The following is a 22,112-nucleotide window of genomic DNA, read 5'->3' on the forward strand; positions in this document are numbered from 1 at the left end:
TATAAGGCTTATAAAAGCAATAAACTGCCTAAACCTAAAAAGGTAACAAACCCAACAATATCGGTAACGGTAGTTAGAATTACCGAACCAGATAACGCAGGATCAATTTTCATTTTGTCTAAAATAGACGGAATAACAACACCCGCTAGTGACGCAGCGACTAAATTCAATAATATGGCTACCGTAATCGTAATACTAAGCATTAAGTCGTTAAACCATAAAAAGGTAAGTAGGCCGATTACAAACGCCCATACCAAGCCATTTACAGCGCCAACACGCAGCTCTTTTTTAAGCAACGCATTACGGTTTGAATCTGTAACCTGTCCAAGCGCTAAACCTCGCACAATAACGGTTAATGTTTGACTACCTGCAATTCCCCCCATAGAAGCGACCACTGGCATTAATACAGCTAGTGCTACAACTTGTTCTATCGTTGCGCCAAATAAACCGATAAACCACGACGCTAAAAAGGCAGTAGCTAAATTAATACCTAACCATATGCCACGGTTTTTAGCACTTTTTCGCACACTTGCGAACAGGTCCTCGTCTTCACGTAAACCACCGGCTTTAGCGGCTGCTTCATCAGCAATTTCTTGTCGTAATTCATAAGCAGAGGCAATGGTTAATCGCCCAAGTAATTTGTTATCAGCATTAACCACTGGCAGTGCCATTTTTTCACTGTGGATCACCACTTCTGCCGCTTCATATAAATCATCATCAGCATGGAGCGATGAAAAGTCATGATTTGCCAATGTCATTAAGTTATCGGTGTCGCTGGCTTTTATTAAATCATTTACCGCAACCTCACCTATTAAACTACCCTTGCGGCTTACTAAATAAATAACTTCACTGTATTGCGGTAAACCTTTATGTAGCAATTTTTTAGCACCACCGGCTGTTAGCTTCTCCGATACTTTTAAAAAGTCAAAACCTAACCAGTGACCAAGTTGTTCTGGCGGGTATTGCTGCGCTAAATCATATTGTTTGGTTTGCGCTTCATCGAGTTGCTTTTTTGCATACTCAACAAATCGCTCTGGTATAACTTCTTCAAGTTCCAGTAGCTCTTCTACATTAACTTCATCAAGAAGTTTAAAAGCCTCAGTGTCTTCTAGTGTTTGCAGCAACCACAAGCAACTATCTTCACTTAAATTAACAAAAATTTCGTGTTGCGTGTCTTCGTCAAGCAACTGCCAAATTTCAAGTCGTTGTTCTTTTGGTATCGCCTCAAAAAGTAATGACAGGTGCTCTGTTGAAAGCGTTAACTGCGCATCTGCTAATAATTTATTTTTGCGTTCTGTTGTATCGCATTGCAATAAATCATTTATGAGCTGTGGAAGTTGGTCTACCGGATACTCAATCATCTTAAAACCTTAAAATTTAAAAGCGCACATTATTTATAGTCTACTTGAACAATAAAAAATTGCAGAAAAAACGTGAACTTATTAAGCATGCGCAAGCTATTTTTGCGCATTGTATGGGCAAACTAAATGCAGTACTAATATTTATTTTAAAAAATTAAAAAAACAGTAAAAGGAATTGTTTTTGGGGGATTAAACAACAAGTAAGCAAACCAAAGGGATTACTTATAATAAAAAAAATCCCATATTAGCTAGGCTAATATGGGCAAAATCACACAATGAATTAGGTGTTTTTAAATTACGGTTTGTGCTTTAAATTAAAGTCTATCAGTAATATTTCGTACTAAGTCAGAATCTACAAATTGAGTAATAAGTGCAGCGCCCCACGCATAGCCACGCTGTATTGGGTAACCTTTAAAAATCCAGCGTTTACGCACGTGATTAAAACGCTCTAAATAGTCTTGCTTTTTTTGAGGCAGAGGTTGCTCGCCCAATTTATTCCATGCTTTATATACACCTGACATGTCAGATCCTCGCATAAAGCGTTGCAACCAGCGCGGAAAACGTGAAAAGCTAATAGTGGACTGAAAATCAATAAAATAAGGTTTACCGTCTGCGCCACATAAAATGTTACCCATATTACGCAAGTCTAAATGCACGATACCTTTACGATGCATTTTTGCTACTTGACGCTCAAGCTCGCTAAAAAAGCTTACTGGTAGTGTTTTATCTTCATGAATTAAGGCGCGCAGTGGCGTGCCTTCAATATAGTTATAAGCTACGGCTATCGGCGATAATCTACAAAAGCGGTTAGCGACTGCATCAAGCTCAGCTAAACGGCTCAATCCTTTATATTCTTGATTTACAGATAGTCGCGCAAATGTTTTGCGGATAAATAACGGGCTTTGGCTAAAATCTTTAACAATTAAATCAAATTCATTATCTTTATATCGATACACAATCGCGTTAGCAAAACGTCCCTTATGGACAACACTTAAGTGATGTTGCATAAAAGTATGTTCTGGATATTGCTGCTGTAATTGTACTAACAAATTATTTTCAATCATAACAAACCTAACAAGATGATAACTTTAATTGCCTAGGCAACTATATTATCAAAGTTAGATTCTACGCACAATCAGATCAACTAATTAGCACGCTAACTTTCTGTTGAAACAGTATCGCTATTTTATTGATAATCTATTTGTGGGGGGAATTTCGGGTAATGTATCTAGATTATTTATAGCTTTAAATAATAAGTCTATTATTTGATTTTTTTCTGGCTCTGAAAAACCATTTAATGCTTCAGCATAGACTTCGTTTACTACAGGCATTATTTCTGGACAAAGAGCTTTACCTTTTTCACTTAAACACAAAATAGTTGAGCGCTTATCAAGCTCACATTGCGTTTTAATAATGAGTCCTTTTTCTTCAAGTCGGTTTAGTAAGCGGCTCATAGCGCCACGATCATAAACCATATACTCACAAAGTCCTGCAAGCGTATTAACCGACTCTCTCGCAAGTAGTACAACCACAATATATTGCGCAGAAGTTAAGTCCATAGGAAGTAACTTGGCATCAACATGAATGGCTAATCTCGAGCGTAAAAAAGACACTAAACGCCCCAAGTCTTGCTCTGGCGCTAACTCTTCTCGAGTACAACGTTTAATTGATGGCATGTTTTGCATGGTTATTCCACTGTATAGGTATATTTGCATGCTGATAGACCTTAACACATACAAAAAATTCAATAATTTTTATAAAAACTAAGCAGCTAAAACTAAGCCACAAAAATAAAGCCGCTATTAGCGGCTTTTACTGTAAAGCTTTAAACTTTGTTAAATTTTAAACTGGCCAACAAGCTGGCCTAAGTTTTCACCACGCGCAGCTAAATGCTGGCCTACCGAAGAGGTAGTTTTGCTTGAAATAGTTAGTTCATTAACGATTTCTTGAATGGCAAATACATTACGGTTTATTTCTTCTGTAACGCTACTTTGCTCCAGCGCCGCTGTCGCAATTTGCGTACTCATGTCGTTAATTGATCTAACTGAGGTTGTTACCGCACCTAAACTTTCTGAAATAGCACGAGACGATTCTACTGAGCGATTACAACTATTCTGACTCGCTTGCATTGCGGCTACAGCATCCGATACTAAATTATGTAGCTCACTCAACATTTCACTAATCTCTAATGTGCTAACTTGAGTACGACTTGCTAAGCTTCTTACCTCATCAGCAACAACAGCAAACCCTCGCCCTTGCTCACCTGCTCGTGCAGCTTCTATTGCAGCATTAAGTGCAAGTAAATTTGTTTGCTCGGCAATTCCACCAATTACGCTTAGTACACTATTAATCTTTTTAGATTGATCACTGAGTGAATCAACTTGTTCTGCGGCTAGGTTTATCTCGCCCATTAGGTTAGACACCTCACTGAGTGAAATATCAACACACTCTTGAGCTTTAGCAACTTCTTGCGTTGCCGCTTGGGTTGACTCTGCCACTTGATTCGTATTTTGAGCCACCTCATGAGAAGTAGCCGACATTTCGGTAATAGCCGTCGCAACAAGGTCTGTTTCATGATTGTGATTAAGTAGCTTGTCTTCAATTAATCGTGTTTGTGTATTTATATCACTAGAGGCTGTTTTTACATCGTGTGTTACATCAACCACATTGGCAATAATGCCATGTAGCTTACTTACAAACATATTAAATGCTTCGCCAAGTTGGCCTATTTCATCGTTAGTATCAATATCTAAACGTTTGGTTAAATCGCCCTCACCTTTAGCAATGTCGTCAAGGCTTTGCGCCATGCGCTGTATTGGTTTTACCATTGTATTTGCGGCAACTAACGCACATACAATAGTTAACACAACCCAAAATAAAGCAATTAGCAATAAGGTCACTACCTTATCATTCATGTGCTCTTGCATTGCTGTTTGATATTTAAGTAGTTCTGCGTCTATATCATCCATATATGCGCCAGTACCAATCATCCAGTTTGTACCTGGGATCATTGCTGCATAGCCCATTTTTTCAACTAAGCCTGTGGTATTTGGTTTTTGAAAATGATAGTTAAAAGCGCCACCGCCTTTTCTAGCTTGATCTAATAAGCCCACTATTATTTTTTTACCGTTAGGGTCAGTCATCCCTATTTTGTTTTGCCCTTCAATAGCATCACCTAATAATGCATGAAAAACACTAACGCCATTTGTGTCGTATATAAAAAAGTAACCACCTTGACCAAATGTTAAATCTCTTAAAGCGTTTTTAGCATCTTGCTCAGAGCCATTTGCTATTTGATAGCGCACAATTTTACTGGCAATTTCCACCTCTGTGCTTAATAACGTTTGTTTGTCACTTATTAGTTTAGTTTGAAATGCTTCAAAATTTTGTTGCTGATTTTTATTCTCTAAATAATAAGAACTCAGCATCAAGCTAATCAAAAGTAGCATTAAGGGCAATATAGCTAATAACAACAGTTTGTTTTTCAAGCTTAAATTACTCATTATTTCTCCGGGGTATATAAATGCATATATAGCGACAATAGCCAAAAATTAAATTACGGCTGTTTACATTGTTTTATTGGGTTTAAAAGCATAGTAAATAAAAAAAATTGGTGGGAGTAAACTCATACCATGCTCAATTAGCTGATATTATAGTCACAAGGAAGGTATTTGGACACTAAAAACACTGAGACCTTCGTATTAATTAATATATAATTTGCCACTCTTTCATTAGAGATTTAAAGTTCTAGCAGCTGCATTGATCTAAACTTAATTTTATAGCGTACTAAGACAATTAATCACCAGCTATGTAATGAGTTAACGCAGGACTCATGTTAGTATTGATTTTATGTTCATATAAATAATCAACATATAGATATTAAACTTCCATTAACATATAATAACCCTATATTACTAATACCAAACAACTAGAAAAATCGGAACGCATCACTTTGAGTAACAGTTATAATCTAATAAAAATGAATTATTAATGAAATATATTTTATACCTTGCACTTTTAGTGTCTGCTCATGCATTCTCAGCACCTGTAAATAATAGTATCGCTTTTTACTACTCAGCGCCGATGCCATTAGCCGAAATGACCTTTTATTCTCGCGTTGTAGTCCAGCCTGATCTTGTGACTGAGCACGAACTTAATTGGTTTAAACAGCGTAATATTGCTGTTTATGCTTATTTAAGTGTTGGTGAGTCGTTTAATCAAAGTGAGTCATCACTTAGCATAAATCCCAACTGGAATAGCCACATTGCAGATTTAACATCAGCACATTGGCAACAATATATTGCAAATAACGCTGCGGCATTAAAAGCACGTGGCTTTAGCGGCTTATTTTTAGATACCCTAGATAGCTATCAGCTATTAGATGCTACACACAGTAAACCCGATCAACAAGCTGGGTTAGTCACCATAATAAGCTCACTATCTGAGACTTTTGATAAACACCTTATCCTCAACCGGGGCTTTGAGTTATTGCCTAAACTCGCTAATTTAGCCAAAGACTTAGTTGCTGAGGGTTTGTATAGCCACTTTAATCCGACCGACAATAGCTATAAACTGACTAACAAAAACGACCAAGATTGGCTAAGCGCACAATTAAAAACAGCACAAGACTTAGGCCTCAACGTCCAAGTTATTGATTATGCAAAACCCGATAATCGCCTCGCTATGGCACAAAATATTATAGACGCCGGTTTTAATCCATGGGTAACCGATGGTCACCTGCAAACATGGGGAACATCATCAATTACACCGGTGCCTAGGCGCATTTTGATCCCGTACAACAGTAACGTAAAGCCACTCATTTACACTACTGTACATTTAAAGCTTGCGACCATGATTGAGTATTTGGGGTATATACCTGATTACATAGATATGGCAAAGCGCGATTTACCTTTGGTTGACCCTAGCTTACATGCTGGTATTATTTCGTGGACCTCAAGCGATGCATTTTACACCCCAACACTTAATAATTGGCTTGAAGCTAATTTAGGTGTGGTGCCAGAGCTTATTTTAGGCGAGTTACCACAATCAACTAAATTATTATTAAGCTTGGGTATTGAGTCGTTAAACACACTGCCTGAAGGTCCATATAAACAAGATAGCTTTGCACCTTGGCTCAAAGGAGAATCCACAACACCTCCCCCTATTGTTAAACCATACTTACTCAAATTAGCAACTGATGCGACTCCTTTAATTACAATAAAATCATCGGATGACACAATAGTTGTACAAGCTGCTAAAACTAAATATGGTGCAGTCGTAGTTGCTCCTTGGCTAATTGATACATTTCCGATGGAAGGCAGCAAATGGGTTATTGATCCGCGTACACTACTAACTCAGGCTATGGGACTACCACCTATATTAGTCCCAGATACAACCACCGAAAGTGGCAGGCGAATGCTTACGCTGCATATAGATGGAGATGGATTTACAAGTGTTGCCCATTACGAAGGTAAGCCTTATTCAGCAGAAGTGATTCGAGATGAAATAATTAAACGCTATAAACTGCCTTTAACGTCATCTGTGATCCAAGCTGACATTGAAGAAGGCGGTATTCACTCTAAACAAAGTGCCAAACTTGAAGGCATTGCACGTAGTATTTTTAACCTACCTTACGTAGAAGTTGCTTCGCATACTTATAGTCACCCCTATTTTTGGACAGCATTGTCTGGGCGAAAAAAAATAGATGAAGACGACACCGATTACGGTTTTCATCTAGATGTACCTGGCTACAACACTATCAGCCTTAAAAAAGAAATTACAGATTCAATAAAGTACATTGATGAAAAGCTCACACCTAAAAATAAAAAAACAGTGATGATACTTTGGTCTGGTGATGCAACTCCTGGTCCTAAAGCACTTGAACTTGCTCGTGATGCAGGTGTGCTAAATGTCAACGGTGGTAACACTGATGTAAATGCCGATAATCCTAGTCTTACACATATATCACCTATTGGCCGACCTGAGCGTGATTTGCTGTATCAAATTTATGCCCCCATATTAAATGAAAATGTTTACACAAACCTATGGCATGGCCCTTATTACGGCTTTAGACGCTTAACTGAAACATTCGAAATAACAGAAAAACCATATAGGTTAAAGCCTTACACTATTTATTATCACTTTTACTCAGGCGAAGTTCTTGCGGGTTTAGACGCTCTTAAACACAACATAGATTATGTTTTAGCAAGACCAAATACGCCTGTGCATTTAAGCCATTATGCAAAAGTAGCAAAAGATTTTTACTTTTCTGCACTTGCAAAAAACAGTAATAATGAATGGTTATTTAGCTCAAAGTACATTCGTACTCTACGAATACCTACCGATTTTGATGTGCCAAACATAGCTCAAAGTGAAGGTGTATCGGGTGTAACTGAAAAAGGTGACTACATACATATTATAAATAACATAGCTCGCCTTAGCTTTGATCACAGCCAAAATAGTAAAAAACCTTATTTAGCGTCTGCAAATGTTGTTATTAATAACTGGCAAGTTAACGGGCCTGTTAGTTTTAAAGCGTGGGTACCCGCTTCACTTGATTTAATGAATGCACGCTCTTGCGAATTTGTATCTAATTTGGGTGAGCACTTTAAAGGTGTAACACGCGCTAATGTGACACACTTTAATCTGCCAAAGGGTCAATTTTATGGTTATCTTAACTGCAATGGAGTCGCTCGATAATGAATGCTAAAAAGCGCCCTCAGTTAATTTCTGTAAAAACAATATTAGCAATATTAGCTGTAAGTTGTTTTGCACTTTATGCATTATTTCCTCACACCTTATTTTTTGAAGATGATGAACTTTCACAAGATTATACCTTTGAAAAATCGTACCTTAATGCAGCGCTCAACACAGAGCCCGACAACGAAAAGCTACGCGCAAAATTAGTTGAGCTGCATATAGGGCTTAGTGAATATTCACAAGCCACTAACGAGCTTGAAAAACTACCTAGAGGTGAGCGCAAAGCGACGCTTGAAATAAAGCTGCTTTACTCATTATGGCTAGCAAGCGGGGCTAATATTGACGACCGCTTTGAAGAACTATCTTTAAAAATAGGTGCTCATAAAAATTGGAACGAACAAATACTAACTATTGCAAAAGCAGTTGGGTTAAACGCAAAAGTTGCTCAGTACTATCAAAAAAATAAACAGCCACTCCTTGCAGCCGATTACTGGTTAAGCGCAGGGGAACCTGACAAAGCACTCGCAATTTATAAAATAAATATAAATGCTGACATTGCAGCTAAAGCGATTGAAACTGCACTGGGCGCAAATAACCCGATTCAAGCTTATGCATGGTGGAAAACCTATGGTGACAAAGCCGATGTTAAACGCACCCTTTATTTAGCTAACCTAGCTGGTAACACAGAAGATGCAGCTCAAGCCATTGAAAGCTTATTAAAAGCTGAGCCAAATAACACCGACTACTTAACAAAAGCAATGCACCTGCGTTTAGCAAATGGAAATGCAAAAGGGGCTGAACAATTACTCGCAAAGTTATTACTACAGAGTCCAGATGACAAAGAGCTACATTTATTAAATTGGAAGATAAAGCGCTGGCAAAACAAGCCTAAAGAAGCGCTTCAAGAATTTAAATGGCTAATGTCTAACAAAGCCGTAACTCCTGCGATGCTTACCGACAGTATTAACGATGCCACCGCTTTATATTTATACCAAGATGCTAATGATATATACGAATACAAGGCGCAAAACAGAAGTCTGAAAGGCAATGGTTTTGCTAATTGGATGCAAGCTAACGAATTTATAGGTAACACAAAGCAAGAGTTAAACAATATTGAACGCTTTGAGCAAATAAATGGTAAAAGTGCATTATCACAATATTGGAAAGCAAAAGTACTTCACGATACTGGTAATTTAGAAGCGCTAAGAGCCCTGTGGCCTATATATAAAGGGCCTAAAAATGAAGAAGACTTACTTTGGATTGCCCGCGCATTTTGGCTAAACGATGACTTTGCTACAGCTCTGCAAGTACTAAAAAGTAAGCAAGAAAGTTCTGATGATGAGTTTTGGAGCGCCAATGTAGATATGGCTACGCGAGTCAAAGACAAAGCTCATGAGCTATATGCATTAGAGCAGTTACAAAAAATAAGCCCTTTAAGCGTAGGCGACATGCTGCACTACCAACAATTGCGCTTTGAAGGTCGGCCTCAGGAGCTTCTTGATTATTTATGGAAAAGTGAGTCGCAAACTGACCGTCAATTGATTCAAATTGCATTATTAAGTACACAAGTAAATGATGCTAAATCAGTTGCACGTATTCATGCTGAACTTGATAAGCAGCGCTACAATAAAGCCCTCTACCCTGCTTGGTTAATTCTTTCAAATTGGTATCAAAACCAAAGTGATTTAAATTCAGCTTATACAACTTTAAACCGCGCCGCTAAATTAAGTGAATATGACTCTAATGTTGTGCTTGCACAAGGTTGGTTAGCGCTGCAAATGCACGACACTGTGATGATTAGCCGCATTTTAGCTCGCTATTCTCAAAGCGATCCTTCCTATGCGTGGACCCAGCTATTAGCAAGCTTATCTATTCACGAAAAGTCATATAATAGTGCTTACTTTTATTTGCGTAAATTAGCCATTGCAGATCCAAGTGACTTAACAACACTGGTTAACTTAGCCGATGTAATGAAGCAACTTGGTTATTATGCAAATGCTGCTGAACTTAATCACTATTTACTGCAACACTTACCTAAAGATAAATATGCATACAGAGGCTTAATGTTCCGCTGGGCGGGCGCGATGGCTGTTCCTCATTTAATGCAATTAAACACAATGGAAGAACTTGCTCCCGACACTATTGGTGAGCCCCAAACAAACTGGTGGTTAGCGCGCAGGGCTGCACAAAAATTAGAGCCATGGCAAAAACTACAACTTTATATGACCAACGGCGAATTTAATAAAGCGAAACAGCTTATAGCTGAAGGTTCACTAAGCAAATTAGATGAGCTAAACGCCCTACTCTATTTAAAACAACCCTATGCCACCATGCAACGTTGGTACGAAGAACTCACTAGCGAACCAAATGAATCGCAATTGAGTTTACTCAGAAATGCACGCACATCCTATTTTAGAGCGCTTGAAATAAACCTATCGCCAGAGGCTGGTTTAAACAGTAGCCAGTACGATGTAAACGTTTATTTTCCTTATGCTAATGGGCAATGGAAATTAAGTTTAAGTAATCAGCAAAATCTTGATAACAACGGATTACTGTTTGCGATAGAAGATAAGATGACATTTGGTCGTTGGTATTTTGATGCAAAAATAGATTCTCACCAAGGCAGCTTAGTTAGCCGTCAAGGTTTTAGCTTGGACTCTCGTTATCAATGGGATTCGCGTACACAGGTAGGTTTAAAGCTTGAATATAATGTTGAAAACCGCCAATCAGAAGCGCTACTTAGCTATGCTCAGCTAGATAAAGCCACGGCCTATGTTAACTACAATATTGATGGTAGACAAAACGTACAGCTATCAGCAGCAGCGATGTCTTTTTCTCGAAGAAGCGATGGCAGCTCACTAATAAATGGCCAAGAATATAATGCACGTTACCAATACAGCATTTTAAAAGACCGCCCAATTTGGAACGCTTATTTTAGTGCGCAATGGCAAGACTTTGAACGTGTAAATGCATTAATAAATACAGATGCAAGTAGAAGACCGCTAAGAGTTGACCTTCAACCATTTAGACGTTTTGCACTAGGGACCTCATTTGCTTCAACTGGTTCTTTAGAACCTCCTTATTTAGGCGCAAGCCCTTCATGGTTATTTGATATAAGTACTGGCTATCAAACACTTAACGATACAGTAGATGTATCAGTTTCAAGTGGCGCTGGTTGGTCTGTACTGGGCGATGATTTATTTAAATTACAGCTGGGTTACCAAAGTAGTAATAAAGTGGGTAACTCAGATACACAATTACAATTAGGTTATTACGTACATTTTTAATGTTAGGAGAGAGTATGTTTCGTTTAATTATACCGTGTTTGGTATTACTATTATCAGCATGTACCACCAGCAGAGTTGCTGATGATGTAGAGCTTAGCCCTTCAAAAATTGTGGCATTAATGCCACTTGTTAATCATGCTCAAACACCGCTTGCAGGTGAGCGTGCTGAAGATATTTTAGCCAGTATTTGGCAACAAAATAAATTACCAACTCTTATACGCGCACCTCGCGTAAACACCAAAGAGCTTCCACCACTGGACGATCAATACCGTTTAGACAATGCTATGCAGTGGTTAAGCACTCAACAAGCTGACTATGTACTAACAGGCAGCATTGAAGAGTGGCGCTACAAAGCTGGGCTTGACGGCGAACCCGTTGTTGCACTTACATTATCACTTACTGAAAATGGACAAACAACGCCGATTTGGACGGGTACTATTGCTAAAAGTGGTTGGGGCCGCGATAGCATTGCAGCAACAGCACAAGATGTGATTGCCGATTTAATTTCTTATATAGAGGTTAGTGAGTGAAAACACATTTCCTTAGACCAAGAGACGTTCCTGAGCTACAAATATGGGCTGAGGTATTTATATTTACCGCGCTTGCTTTAGGGCTGCCTGTATTATTTAACGCAGAGGACCCATTTTGGACTGAGGGAGGGTTTTCGTGGCCTGTACTTGGCCCACTTTTAGTTTCTCTACGTTATGGCTTTTCAAAAGGCTTTATTAGTATTTTATGTTTGCTTGTTGGTCAACTTTTTTTACTTCAAGCAAATGTTTTATCACCACAAAGCGACTTCAATATTAACGCCATGATTGGCTACATTATTGTAATTATGATCACTGGCGAATTTAGGGATGTGTGGGAACGTACTAATCAACAACAAAGTATTCAGCTTGAGTACGTAACCGATCGCCTTGAAACATTTACTCGTCAGTATCACTTAATTAATTCATCTCACGATAGAATAGAGCAAATGCTTGCTGGCCATACGTTAAGTTTGCGTGAATCGCTACAAGCAGTAAGAACCTCTATCGGGCTATTAAAAGAAAGAAGGCTTGATAGCGCAGCGCAAAAAATAATCGACCTATTCGTTGAATATGGTTTATTAGAAAGAGCGGGGTTATATAAAGTTGAAAACGACACTGTTTTAGAGCCACCACTTGCCTCTATTGGCCAAATGGGTCAAATAGCTGAAAATGATCCTCTTATATTAGCGATGATTGAAGAAAAAGAATTAGTATCAGTAAAAGACGCAAAAACTGCGTTAGGTATAAGTAAATACCATATGGCAATCCCACTTATCGACGTAAATAATACAATTTATGGCGCTATTTTAGTTGAAAGAGTACAATTTTTTGCACTTAAAAATACCACTCTTACACTACTTGCTGTTATGGCTGGGCATATTGGCGACCTACTGCGCCATGAAATAACAAACCCAGTAATGACTTATGAAGAGTCTCCATACTTTATTCGCCAAGTTAAACGCGCGAATAAAGAAGCTAAACGATACAACATTCCATCGCAGCTGCTAAAAATAAAAGCCAATAATATTACTGATAAATCGACTCAACTTATGAGTTATTTAAGTGAAGCACGCCGTGGTTTAGACATTTATTTGTATGATAATCAAAATCAGGTATTACTGCTATTAATGCCATTAGCTGATGAACTTGAAAAAGCAGGGTTTATCGCCCGAATGAACACTTGGTGTAAAGAGCGCACTGGTAACACTTTAGCTGAGCTTGATATTGTTATTGAGCAACAACTTGCACTACCAATAAGCTCAGATGATATAAAGAGATTGGTTTCACTTTCATGATTATAATTATTGTAGCGGCTATTTTAGGGTGTATTTGTCAGTACTTTGCACTAGTAGAAGTACTGGAAACACCTAATTGGTTTTTAGCTATACTACTGCATGCTATTGCTAGCATCCTTTTTGCTATTGTTAGTTATGTGTTTATACCCAAAAAATACAAAACGACTCCTTATAGCTCTTTTTTGCTCATGTTTTTATTATTGTTTACATTACCCGTACTTGGAATTATAGGTGTTGTAGTAGCGCTTACGTTTGCTCTTTGTAAACCTCTCAAAAACGACGAGATAGAAATAGAAGAGCATAAAATACCTGAGCTTCCTTTTGAAGCCAGAGCAATATCAGCAAACCCGACCTATTCTATTGGCGGACTTAAAGCAATTTTGAAGCACGCAAGTGAACCAAATAAACGTTTAAGTGCTGTAATGGCAGCTCGTCACATGAGTGACTCACAAGCTATTCCTATTTTAAAGCTAGCACTTAAAGATTTAGAAGATGATATTCGACTACTCGCCTACTCAACCCTTGATGGTAAAGAAACCAAACTCAACGAAAAAATCAGTTTGTATCAGCAAGAAATAGCCGTTACGACTAAGCAGCCTAAATTGAGCCATTTACAAAAACAGCTAGCCGAACTGTATTGGGAACTAAGCTATTTAGGTTTAGCCCAAGGTGCACTGCGTAAATACGTTTTAGAAAAAGCAGAAGCACTTGCAGAGCAAAGTATTGAGCACGTAAAAACACCTGCAACCTTTATATTTTTAGGCCGTATATCTTTAGCCTTAGACAAATACGAAATAGCCCATGAGTACTTACTTAAAGCAACTGAGTTTGGTATGGCAAGGCGTCATGTTCTCCCTTATAAAGCCGAAGTTGCCTTTTGTATGAACAAGTTTGACGACTGTAAACGCTATTTAAAAGAACTCCCAGAACAACCTAAAGGCAGTGAATTACGTCATTTGCAGGAGTATTGGCATGAGTAATAAAAATGCAGACATTTTACTGCTTTTGGAAGGTACCTACCCTTACGTACGTGGTGGTGTATCTAGTTGGGTTCATCAAATAATTGAAGGGTTACCTCATTATAACTTTGAGCTTGTTTTTATAGGTGGAGCACCAGAGCATTATGGCGAGATTCAATATACTTTACCTGAAAACGTTACCAAGCTGCATGTTCATTATTTAGTGGAAAATGATACTTCTGAAATAAAAGCCAAGCATGGGGTTAAATATAAAAAAGAGCTCTTTGATTTCTGGCAACAACTACAAAATTATTTTAGAGATTGTAACGAGCCTATCCCGACTGAATTGTTAAAATTTGCATTTGAAACTTTGGCTAAAAAAGACGGTATTAACGAAGCCGACTTTTTATATAGTGAATCATCATGGCAAGTGCTCACTAATTACTATTCAACTTTTTGTGATGAATCCTCTTTTATTGACTTTTTTTGGTCATACCGCAATTTATATAAACCGCTATTTAAAATAGCCGAAATTGCACGTGGACTTCCAAAAGTTAAACTTATTCACTCAATATCTACCGGGTATGCTGGTATTTTAGGATCTGGTGCCAGTGTAATAAGCGATACTCCCTTTTTGTTGACCGAGCATGGTATTTACACCAAAGAGAGAAAAATAGATCTTATTCAAGCCAGTTGGATCAAAGAGTCTGAGCAAAGCCTAGGTAAAAACTTAAATACCGAGATGGGCTTTATTCGCCGTATGTGGATCAGCTTTTTTGAGCAAATCGGCCGAACAACATATCAAGAAGCAGATAAGATCATTTCGCTATACGACGGTAACAGACAGCGCCAAATAAAAGATGGCGCAGCGCCTGAAAAAGCATTTGTTGTACCTAATGGAATTAAAACAGTGCGCTTTATTGAAGCGCTTGATCAGCGTCCAAAACAGATACCACCGGTTGTTGGATTAATTGGACGTGTAGTACCTATAAAAGATATTAAAACCTTTATACGTGCGATTAAAGAAGCGCAATCGATATTACCAGAGGTCGAAGGCTGGATCATCGGCCCTTATGAAGAAGATCCGCAATATTACAAAGAGTGTGAACTACTTGTAGGCAGCCTTGATTTACAAAACAGTGTTAAGTTTTTAGGTATGCAAGATATTACCAAAATTTTGCCTAAGCTCGGAGTTGTTGCTTTAACCTCGATTTCAGAAGCGCAGCCTTTAGTACTTTTAGAAGCAATGGCGGCCGGTGTGCCTGTACTGGCTAGTGATGTTGGCTCGTGCCGCGAAATAATCGAAGGCGGAACCGATGAAGATAAAGCATTAGGTAAAGCCGGTGAAGTTGTCTCAATTGCTTCACCTAGCGAAACAGCACAACAAATATCAAACATGCTAACAAATGAGCAAGCTTGGCTTGAGCATCAAAAAAGTGGTTTAGACCGCGTACAAAAATTTTATGACGAGAGCCACATGTTTGCCCGTTACGATAAACTTTATAAGGATACAATGGCATGGCCGGAATAGGTTTTGAGATACGAAAAATTCTCAAAAAAAATACCCTGCTCTCAGTTTTTGAAGCATACGGCTACGCAGGTTTAATAGGCTCAGGCCCCTGGCTGCTCTCTATTGTAGCGTTAATGCTAATTGGTATTTTAAGTTTAGGAATTGTATTACCTAAAGTACTTATTATTCAATTTTTAACGCTTGTTACCTACATGATGGCAGCCTCACTTATTTTAACGGGTGGCTTGCAGTTATTACTAACTCGGTTTATTGCCGATTTGTTTTTTCAAAAAGAAGAGGCAAAAGTACTCCCTAATTTACTTGGTGCGCAACTTGTAACAACAATAGCTGCGTTATTGGTGGGCTTAGCTGTATGGCCTATGCTCCCTATACCCGTTGTTACTAAGATTATAATTTTAGGTGCCTTTGTAAGCTTATGTAATCAGTGGCTTGGCGCTATTTTTCTATCAGGTATGAAAGAATACCGGTTAATTTTAATTACCATGCTAAGTGGTTACGCCTTTATGGTATTGCTTGCATATTTATTAAGAGACTGGCAGTTAGACGGCTTATTTTTTGCGTTTTTTGCTGGCGAAGCACTGCTCTTTTTTAGCTTTTTATTTATGATTATTCGCCGCTACCCTGGTGAAAAACTTATAAGCTTTGACTTTTTAAGCAATAAAAAAGTGTATTACAGCCTATTCTTTTGTGGTCTGTTTTATAACATTGGTGTATGGGCTGATAAAATCATTTTTTGGTATTCTCCAAGCACATCAATTCAAATTATTGGCACATTAAGAGCAAGCCCAATTTATGACTTACCTATATTTTTGGCTTATTTGTCTATTATCCCCGGTATGGCGGTATTTTTAGTAAAAATGGAAACCGACTTTGTAGAAGAGTACGACCGTTTTTACACCGCTATTCGTGGTGGCTCATCTCTTGAAGAGATCTACATATTAAAAGACAGTATGATCCAAACTGCGCGTGCCGGTTTATACGATATATTTAAAATTCAGGGTATTACCGTTGCCTGCTTATTATTATGGGGTGAGCAAATACTTACCTTTATTGGCATTGATCCAAACTATAAAACGCTTTTATTTATTGATGTAGTCGGTGTAGGCGTACAAGTTATATTTTTATCTATTTTAAATATTTTGTTTTATTTAGATAAACGCTCAACAGTACTATTTTTAGCGGGGTTATTTCTAGTAATCAATGTTGTTTTAACTTTGTTATCAATTGCTTTTGGACCGCAGTTTTATGGCTATGGCTTTGCATTAGCAACCATTATTACCTCGGTAGTAGGATTATTTTGGCTTTCAAAACAATTTGAAGATTTAGAATACGAAACGTTTATGCTGCAATAGCAGGTTATAAAAAATTAACATAAAGGCTGCAAGCTGCAGCCTTTATCGTTACGTTAAAAACTCTAATAAACCGCGCTCAAAACGACTAAGATACTTTGTTTTACGGGGTAATTTAAAATTGTCGCGCCAATGAGTTTGTTCTGATTCATTTTTCTTACAAAGCTCAATAACATCAGGGTGAATATAAGAATTACGCGCTATTGTTGGCGTATTGCCAAGCTTTGAAGACACTTCATCAAGCATTGTTTTTAATGTAATAGCGCCTTTTGCTTCATACACTTCTTTAAAAGCAATCACACTTGCTCGCCATGTTCTAAAGTGTTTTGCGCTAAATTCTTCACCCATTATATTTTGAATATACTGATTGATTTCAGTAGAGGTAACGTTAGAGCGCTCCCCCCCTTCTATATATTGAAACAAGTGTTGCCCGGGTAAGTCCTGAAGTTCCTTAATAACACTACTCAATGCTTTATCCGTTATATTTACTTCCCTTTCTTTACCTGACTTTGCACGGTATTTTAATCTAATATTTTTACCTGTTAATTTTGCATGCCTTGATCTTAGGGTTGTCGCTCCGAAACTTTTATTTTGTTTTACATTACGTTCATTCCCCACCCGTAAAGCACCTAAATCCATTAATCTAACAATGGCTGCTAAAGTACGTTCATAATCGAGCTCATCACCTTGCAATGCTTCCTTTAATTGAGCCCTAAGTAACGGCAGCTTATGTCCAAACACACTACAAGCTTGATACTTTTTAGCATCTTGTTGTTGTGTAAATAATGGATGATATCGGTACTGTTTTCGTCCTTTACTGTCGTAACCTGTTGCTAAAATATGCCCATTTTCTTCAGGGCAAAACCATACACTTTTATAAGCAGGCGGGAACGCGAGTGAATTTAAGCGCTCAATAACGGCCTTCTCTTTAATTATTTTTCCTATTGGGTCAAAATACTGCCAATGTTTGTTTTTTTGCTTTCGGGTAATTCCGGGCAAACTATCATCAACGTAAATCAATTCCATCATTCCTCCTCAAGCATTTAAAAGAGATATTGTTAACTCGCTTAAGCTTATATTTAAAAGAGATATTGTTAACTCGCTTAAGCTTATATTTCAAAGCATAGAATGTACCACTTTAAAATAACCTTAAACTGAACGACTTTATTGATATATAATCAAAAATTGAGCAAAAACAAAAATACGATATATATAATGGTTATTATAACTACGCTTATATTCTCCCTTAATTGGGCATGCTGTTTAAAAGGAGCATTCAATGGCTTTTGATTATGGATCGATTGATCTTGGACTAAAAAACCCCTTCAAACTTGAAGGTAAAGTAACAGCTGTAAGAGGACTCATTGAGTCTATAGCGGGTATTAGTTTACTTGTTATTGCTGCGGGCTCAGTAAAAGAAGATACAACCGCTGGATGGATTTTAATGGTGTTTGGCATGCTTATTTTAGCATTTGGCATTCGCTCACTTTCAAGTGGTATTTATGCAACTCTTAAGTATTTTGTAGGCAGAAACCACCCTACTTCACTTGCTTATAACTACAGCAAATCACAAGCATCAACCGCCCAAGAAGAACAAAAAGAAGTAGCCTACACCGCGCAATCACTCGAAGAAATGCTGGTTGGTCGTAAAAACAGTACGTTTAAAGAGCCTAATGGTTTTCTATCACGTTTACTTCACAGCTTAATCCCTAAGTTATTATTCCTACCTTATCCTATTCGTAATGTTGCTCAGCGCTTATTTGGCTCATGGGTAAGTACCCTTGTTGCACTTATTGCTTATGGCCTTGTGGCATTTGTATCTTTATCGGGTTTTACCGGTGAAGCAGGCGAATTAGCATTTCCTGTTTATAGTGCCATATTAATGTTCTACGTGCTTTTTTCGTGGCGCTCTACGGGTAAACCTATTTCTAGAAACGCTGAAAAAAATATTGAAGCACTTGGTACCGGTGCACTCGCTAAAATTATTTCTTTATCTTTTATTCTACCAATCGCTATTGGCCTTTCTATGTCATGGCTGATGAAAGAACAACACATTAGCAAACAAGAAATAGATGGCTGGATTGAGCAACTACCTAGTCTTCATGCTGGCATGTACTTAATTGCGATTATTGTATTAGCCACTCTGAGCTGCGCAATTGCTTTTATTATGATTAAAGCGCGTTTAAATGCAGTTACCCCTTCTGCTGAAGTATCAGAACTACGTGAAAACTGGCAAGAGTCTGTTCATCCAGACGAAATTTTTATAAACCTAGACAATCTAGTAATGGCTAACCGTCGTTATAAAGAAGTACCTAACAGAGTTTATCGCGAATTAGATCCTAAGCTTCAAGAACAAATTGAAGGTAAAGGCGGTTTTAAAGGTGAAATGATCCAAGAGATTCAACCTAAACTGCACTCAATAGACTTAGGTAAAAACTTTACGCTAGCAAGGTTACTTGCTTTAGTAAGTGGTAACTTGCTTTATATTATAGCCTTAGCGTTTACTGTGTTTTTAGCGTATTCGTTTATTAATATTTATCATTACGTTGACGCTGCAAATATTAGTAGCTTTAAACAAGCATTTAATAACCAACATGTTATTCAATTTAGTGAGCTATTAATGACAAGCTTTCACTTATTGCTAATAGGTATACTTATTAAAGCATTTGCGCAATTGCTTACAAATACAGCTCATCTATTTTTTGCTGAAATGCAATTTGAATCACTACTAGTGTACTTTAAATGCGAAGGCACATTTACTGAGTCTAAAATATCAACAGGTACTGGTATTCACGATAGTACTCGCTCAGAAAATACTTTAGTACGCAGTAGCATAACGCCTTGGATTATTGTTTCTCGTGTTATTTCTACTACGTTTGCAGCAACAGGTATGAAAAATCTTGAACATCCTCGCCATATTATGGAAATGCATAAAGACGAAGGACAATTACAAGCAATCAAAAAAGACGTTATCGCGTTCTTGAAAGACCGTGAATCTATCGCCTCAATCACCAGTGAGCGTGATTTAGGTAATGCGTCACAAATACATCAATTAAATCAGCAAACGCGTGCTATACCTACTCAGCAAGCGATAGCTAAAGATGACGAAGAAGCTGCAGGGTATTTAAGACAAGAAGAAAACTTATCTCCCGAGCCAAAGGGTTAATTAACTTAAACTCTGGATTATTAGTATTAATGCCACCTTGTAAATTAGGTGGCATTTTTTTATCCTTTATTAACCTCTATTCAATACCTTTTAACTTTACTACCTCTTTTATACTCAACAACATGATTAATATTGGATTAGTCCACAAAGCCCTTGCTTTATGTGCCAAAACACAAATAATGAAGTATTAATCACAGGGTAAGAATGAGGACAATGAGCTATATACTAACCACCCAATGTGCTGACGACGTAGGCTTAATAGCTAAAATCACAGGGCTTTGTCATAAAAATAATTTAAATATTACGCGTAACAACGAGTTTGTAGATAAAGACGCACAGCGATTTTTTATGCGCACAGAGCTTACAGGCGAGCCACAAAGCGACTTTTTAGATCAACTACGCGCACTGTTGCCACAAGGCGCTAAACTTGCCCTACATTGCGGTGCAAAAACTAAAGTAGTTTTACTTGCAACTAAAGAAGCCCATTGTTTAGGTGGTATGTTGCTAAAGCAATTTGAACAAACTCTTAATATTGAAGTATTAGCAGTTATTGCTAACTACGCTGATTTAGAGCCTTTAGCAAAAGGGTTTGATGTGCCCTTTCATGTTGTATCGCACGAAGGACTAACTCGTAGCGAGCACGATCAAAAAGTAGGTGATTTAATTGCCAGCTACAACCCTGATGTTATTGGTCTTGCCAAATACATGCGTATTTTAAGCCCTGAATTTGTGGGTCGCTTTGAAGGCAAAATAATTAATATTCATCATTCATTTTTACCCGCATTTATAGGTGCTAAACCTTATCATCAAGCATTTGAGCGCGGCGTAAAAATCATTGGTGCTACCGCTCACTTTGTGAACAATGAGCTTGATGAAGGCCCTATTATTTTGCAGGATGTAACAAGCGTTACACATGCTAATACCGCCGAAATGATGGCTAAAATGGGTAAAGATGTAGAGAAAACAGTGTTTTGTAAAGCACTCCAACTTGCATCAGAGCATAAGCTATTTATTAATGGTAATAAAACTGTAGTGTTTTCTTAGCATTGTACCAATTCGCTTAATTAAGTAGTTTATTTTGAGGTAATAAAACAGTGTTGATAACAAGGTATGCATTTTGTTATTAACCTGAATTCTGATTGATTATTCTACACATAAAAATATGCCAGCATTGTTGCTGGCATTTTTTTGCTCATAAATAAGCAAGTGACTTTTTAAATGTAAATTATGCCTGCTCTATTGGCTCGAGTTTTAATTTAGCGGCAATTAAAACGGCTTGGGTACGATTGTACACGCCGAGTTTTCTAAATATGGCTGTAATGTGTGCTTTTACTGTCGCTTCTGATATGTGCAGTTCATAAGCAATTTGCTTATTAAGTAAACCTTCGTGCAGATATTGTAGCACTCGGTATTGTTGAGGTGTTAATGAGGCAACTTGCGCTGCTATTTCTCTATCTTCACCTTCAATTTCAGCTACTTTGTTTTTTAGCTCTTTTGGTAGCCATGTATCGCCTTCAAGTATTTGGTTAATTGCACTGGCAATATCATCAGACGATGACGATTTAGGAATAAAACCCATAGCGCCGTAACCCATTACTTTAGAAACTATATTAGCGTCTTCACTACCCGAAACAACGGCAATAGGTAAGCTTGGGTATTCTTCTCTAATACGAATAAGACCATATAAATCACCATTACCTGGCATGTGAAGGTCTAGCAGTAATATATCAAGATCCTCTTGCTCGCTTAACACTTGCAGTGTGCTGTCAAAATCGGATGATTCAAAAACCTCTAAACCTTCAAATTTTGCGCTCAATGCGCCCTTTAGTGCTTCACGAAATAACGGATGGTCGTCCGCTATTAAAAACTGACTCATGGTTCACTCCTAATAAATTCGGCTGCCAGTTAGGTATAAAACCCTTACTGACAGCCGAT

At 37.8% G+C, this 22,112-nt stretch carries 15 protein-coding genes; 9 read left to right on the top strand and 6 right to left on the bottom strand.

The features are described 5' to 3' along the window. Positions 1–8 precede the first annotated feature (8 nt). From AAEY68_RS13960 to AAEY68_RS13975, 4 genes are all read right to left on the bottom strand, one after another. On the bottom strand, positions 9–1,361 hold the full coding sequence (locus AAEY68_RS13960) for a magnesium transporter (RefSeq protein WP_007584828.1): 1,353 nt from the start codon (positions 1,359–1,361) through the stop codon (positions 9–11). Between the two features lie 314 nt (positions 1,362–1,675). Further along, on the bottom strand, positions 1,676–2,425 hold the full coding sequence (locus AAEY68_RS13965) for an RIO2 family protein (protein WP_007584826.1): 750 nt from the start codon (positions 2,423–2,425) through the stop codon (positions 1,676–1,678). A gap of 117 nt (positions 2,426–2,542) precedes the next feature. Further along, positions 2,543–3,076: a MarR family winged helix-turn-helix transcriptional regulator gene (locus tag AAEY68_RS13970; RefSeq protein WP_024593970.1), complete on the bottom strand. Its 534-nt coding sequence runs from the start codon at positions 3,074–3,076 to the stop codon at positions 2,543–2,545. 120 nt (positions 3,077–3,196) lie between these two features. Next, a complete protein-coding gene (locus AAEY68_RS13975; protein WP_024593969.1) occupies positions 3,197–4,864 on the bottom strand; it encodes a methyl-accepting chemotaxis protein in 1,668 nt (555 codons plus the stop codon). Between the two features lie 487 nt (positions 4,865–5,351). On the opposite strand from AAEY68_RS13975, the gene AAEY68_RS13980 reads away from it, so the two are divergent. From AAEY68_RS13980 to pelG, 7 genes are read left to right on the top strand one after another with little or no spacing between them, the layout of a single operon-like run. Then, entirely contained in the window at positions 5,352–8,060 is a 2,709-nt protein-coding gene (locus tag AAEY68_RS13980; RefSeq protein WP_024593968.1) for a bifunctional glycoside hydrolase/polysaccharide deacetylase family protein, read from the top strand. After that, positions 8,060–11,347, top strand: coding sequence for a tetratricopeptide repeat protein (locus AAEY68_RS13985; protein ID WP_024593967.1), 3,288 nt, complete (start codon positions 8,060–8,062; stop codon positions 11,345–11,347). The genes AAEY68_RS13980 and AAEY68_RS13985 overlap by 1 nt, the downstream gene beginning before the upstream one ends. A gap of 14 nt (positions 11,348–11,361) precedes the next feature. After that, the gene (locus AAEY68_RS13990) at positions 11,362–11,877 is read left to right on the top strand and encodes a hypothetical protein (RefSeq protein WP_007584808.1); all 516 of its coding nucleotides are present in this window, start codon (positions 11,362–11,364) and stop codon (positions 11,875–11,877) included. Next, entirely contained in the window at positions 11,874–13,172 is a 1,299-nt protein-coding gene (locus AAEY68_RS13995) for a PelD GGDEF domain-containing protein (protein WP_024593966.1), read from the top strand. The genes AAEY68_RS13990 and AAEY68_RS13995 overlap by 4 nt, the downstream gene beginning before the upstream one ends. Further along, positions 13,169–14,152: a HEAT repeat domain-containing protein gene (locus tag AAEY68_RS14000; RefSeq protein ID WP_024593965.1), complete on the top strand. Its 984-nt coding sequence runs from the start codon at positions 13,169–13,171 to the stop codon at positions 14,150–14,152. The genes AAEY68_RS13995 and AAEY68_RS14000 overlap by 4 nt, the downstream gene beginning before the upstream one ends. Beyond that, positions 14,145–15,662, top strand: a complete 1,518-nt coding sequence (gene pelF / locus AAEY68_RS14005) for a GT4 family glycosyltransferase PelF (protein WP_024593964.1) — start codon at positions 14,145–14,147, stop codon at positions 15,660–15,662. Before AAEY68_RS14000 ends, pelF begins: the two co-directional genes overlap by 8 nt. Then, positions 15,650–17,014, top strand: coding sequence for an exopolysaccharide Pel transporter PelG (gene pelG / locus AAEY68_RS14010; protein WP_007584803.1), 1,365 nt, complete (start codon positions 15,650–15,652; stop codon positions 17,012–17,014). The genes pelF and pelG overlap by 13 nt, the downstream gene beginning before the upstream one ends. Before the next feature lie 48 nt (positions 17,015–17,062). Here pelG and AAEY68_RS14015 read toward each other — a convergent pair whose 3' ends face one another. Beyond that, complete coding sequence (locus tag AAEY68_RS14015; protein ID WP_024593963.1) at positions 17,063–18,037, bottom strand: DNA topoisomerase IB; 975 nt, start codon at positions 18,035–18,037, stop codon at positions 17,063–17,065. Positions 18,038–18,290: 253 nt separating this feature from the next. On the opposite strand from AAEY68_RS14015, the gene AAEY68_RS14020 reads away from it, so the two are divergent. Both AAEY68_RS14020 and purU read left to right on the top strand, forming a co-directional pair. Continuing rightward, positions 18,291–20,177, top strand: coding sequence for a hypothetical protein (locus AAEY68_RS14020; protein WP_024593962.1), 1,887 nt, complete (start codon positions 18,291–18,293; stop codon positions 20,175–20,177). Positions 20,178–20,390: 213 nt separating this feature from the next. Beyond that, positions 20,391–21,221, top strand: a complete 831-nt coding sequence (gene purU / locus AAEY68_RS14025) for a formyltetrahydrofolate deformylase (RefSeq protein WP_024593961.1) — start codon at positions 20,391–20,393, stop codon at positions 21,219–21,221. Between the two features lie 181 nt (positions 21,222–21,402). On the opposite strand, the gene AAEY68_RS14030 is transcribed toward purU, so the two are convergent. Next, positions 21,403–22,053 carry a response regulator transcription factor gene (locus tag AAEY68_RS14030; protein WP_007584799.1) on the bottom strand — a complete coding sequence of 217 codons (651 nt, stop codon included), beginning with the start codon at positions 22,051–22,053 and terminating at the stop codon, positions 21,403–21,405. Positions 22,054–22,112: the final 59 nt, after the last annotated feature.

It is taken from the genome of Pseudoalteromonas sp. RB2-MNA-CIBAN-0110, assembly GCF_040309305.1.
Taxonomy (GTDB): domain Bacteria; phylum Pseudomonadota; class Gammaproteobacteria; order Enterobacterales; family Alteromonadaceae; genus Pseudoalteromonas; species Pseudoalteromonas arctica.